Genomic DNA, 2,621 nt, shown 5'->3' with positions numbered 1-2,621 from the left:
CCACGGCGCTCGCCCAGGGCCCCACCCAGCCGCCCGCCCCGCCCGCCGCCCCGAGCAGCGACGACCCCGCCCAGGCGGAGGCCATCGCGCAGGCCAGGGAGCTGCGGCAGAGCACCGACCCGACCATCCAGCAGCTGGCGCTCCAGACGCTGGACTGCTCCGTGGCCGACCCGCTCCAGGGCTACGACGACCCCACCCTCCCGCTCGTCGCCTGTGACCAGGACAAGACGGCGAAGTACGTGCTCGGACCCACGATCGTCGAGGGCACCGAGATCGCGTCGGCGCAGGCCGTGGCGGACCAGCAGGGCGTCGGGTACGTGGTGGACCTGACCTTCAAGGCGGCGGGCAACCAGGCGTGGGGCGACTACACCGCCGCCAACGTGGGCACCCAGGCCGCGTTCGTGCTCGACGGCGAGGTCGTCTCCGCGCCCACGATCCAGGGCGCGCTCTACGGCAACACGCAGGTCAGCGGCAACTTCAGCCAGGAGCAGGCGCAGGATCTCGCGAGCATCCTGCGCTACGGCTCGCTCCCGCTGTCCTTCGAGGCGTCCGAGGCGCAGACCGTCTCCGCGACCCTCGGCCTCGCCTCGCTGGAGGCAGGTCTGGTCGCGGGCGCGATCGGCCTCGCGCTGGTGTTCGTCTACTGCCTCTTCTACTACCGGGTGCTGGGGCTGCTCACGATCCTGTCCCTGGTGCTGTCCGGTGCGGTCGTCTACGCGGTGCTGGTGCTGCTCGGGCGGTGGATCGGGTTCACCCTGGACCTGGCGGGCGTCGCCGGGTTCATCGTGGCGATCGGCATCACCGCGGACTCGTTCGTGATCTTCTTCGAACGACTCAAGGACGAGGTCCGGGAGGGCCGTTCGTTCCGCTCGGCGGTGCCGCGGGCCTGGATCCGCGCCCGGCGCACGATCCTCACCGCCGACGCCGTGAGCTTCCTCGCCGCCGCGGTGCTCTACATCCTCGCCGTCGGCCAGGTGAAGGGCTTCGCGTTCACCCTGGGCATGTCGACCGTGCTCGACCTGGTCGTGGTCTTCCTGGTCACGCACCCGCTGGTGGCGCTGGCCTCGAACTCCAAGATCTTCTCCAGTACCGCGCTGTCCGGGCTCGGCTCCGTCGCGAGGATCGGTGCGGAACGACGGCGCACCCGAGAGACCGCGCCCAAGGTCGGCTCCGGCACGTCCGGCACGAAGGGGGCCTGAGCCATGTCCGTGTTCAGCAGGCTGTACTCCGGGACCGGCGCGTTCGACATCGTCGGGAAGCGCAAGACCTGGTACATCACGTTCGGCGTGCTGGTGCTGGTCTGCGTGCTGTCGATCGCGATCCGGGGGTTCAACCTCGGGATCGACTTCACCGGCGGCTCGCAGTTCCAGATGCCGGCCAACGGCGCCCAGGGCACCATCACGACCGAGCAGGTCGAGGAGGTGTTCCGGGAGACCGTGGGCGAGGACCCGGCCACCGTCCAGTCGGCGGGGACCGGCGGCAACGCCACCATCCTGATCCGTTCCGAGGCGCTCGACGCCGGGCAGATCGTCGCGCTGAAGGACGCCCTGTTCCAGCAGCTCCAGCCCCTCGGGGCGGACGAGCAGCCTTCGGAGCAGGTGATCAGCGACACTGCGGTGAGCGGCACCTGGGGCGGGGAGATCACCCGGCAGGCGCTGATCGCGCTCGCCGTGTTCCTCGTGCTCGTCACGCTCTTCCTGGCCCTGTACTTCGAACGGTCGATGGCGATCGCGGCGCTCGTCGCGCTCGTGCACGACGTCGTCGTCACCGCGGGCATCTACTCGCTGGTCGGCTTCGAGGTCACGCCGTCCACGGTGATCGGCCTGCTCACGATCCTGGGCTTCTCGCTCTACGACACGGTCGTGGTGTTCGACAAGGTCAAGGAGAACACCCGAGGGCTGCTGCAGCTCACCCGCCGGACGTACGGCGAGCAGGCCAACCTGGCGGTCAACCAGACGCTGATGCGGTCCATCAACACCTCGCTCATCGCCGTGCTGCCGGTGATCGGGCTGCTGGTGGTGGGCGTCGGGCTCCTCGGCGTCGGGACGCTGGCCGACCTGGCGCTGGTGCAGCTCGTCGGCATCATCGCGGGGGCCCTGTCCTCGCTGCTGCTGGCCACACCGCTGCTCGTGGACCTCAAGATGCGTGATCCGAAGTACCGCAAGCAGGCGGACCGGGTGTTCGCCCGCCGCGCCCGGGCCGCGGCCGCGCAGGCCGGGGAGCCGGTCGAGGACCTCGACACCGGGGACGACGAGGCCGTGGCCCGCGAGCTCCGTCGGGAGCGTGCCCTCGCCGCGGCCGCGAGCTCGCCACAGCGCGTCCAGCCCGGTCGCCCGCAGGGCAAAGCGGCCCGGCCGACGGGGAAGCGGCGCCGGTGACCGAGCCGGACCGTGCGCTCGACGACTCCGCGTTCGAGCTGGAGAAGGTCCGCGACCTGGTCCGTTCGGTGCCGGACTACCCCGACCCCGGGGTCCTGTTCCGGGACCTGACGCCGGTGCTGGCGGACCCCGAGGCCTTCGCCACGCTGACCACGGAGCTCGCCGCCTCGGCGGGCGCCGCGGACCTCGTCGCCGGGGATCTCGTCGGCCAGTGCACCCCGTTCGCGAGCCCCGTCCCCGAGG

At 71.3% G+C, this 2,621-nt stretch carries 2 protein-coding genes and 1 pseudogene; all 3 read left to right on the top strand.

Translation table 11 applies throughout. The annotated features are described in order from the left end of the window. Nucleotides 1-1,199, top strand: a 1,199-nt coding sequence (secD, locus tag H5J29_RS28645) for a protein translocase subunit SecD (protein WP_181784098.1), incomplete at its 5' end; no start/stop codon positions are given. A gap of 3 nt (nt 1,200-1,202) precedes the next feature. Continuing rightward, complete coding sequence (gene secF / locus H5J29_RS28640; protein ID WP_181784097.1) at nt 1,203-2,378, top strand: protein translocase subunit SecF; 1,176 nt, start codon at nt 1,203-1,205, stop codon at nt 2,376-2,378. After that, nucleotides 2,375-2,621: pseudogene (locus H5J29_RS28635) on the top strand (hypothetical protein); the annotation flags it as partial. The gene secF and the pseudogene H5J29_RS28635, both read left to right, overlap by 4 nt.

The sequence above is a fragment of the Pseudonocardia pini genome (assembly GCF_013870575.1).
In the GTDB taxonomy this organism is placed as follows: Bacteria; Actinomycetota; Actinomycetes; order Mycobacteriales; family Pseudonocardiaceae; genus Pseudonocardia; species Pseudonocardia pini.
Note: the sequence above shows the minus strand (reverse complement) of the source record. Positions and strands in the feature narration are given on the sequence as shown.

Excerpts from the sequence above, each read along its gene's own strand:
- secF (WP_181784097.1), top strand. The coding sequence starts at position 1,203 with ATGTCCGTGTTCAGCAGGCTGTACTCCGGGACCGGCGCGTTCGACATC.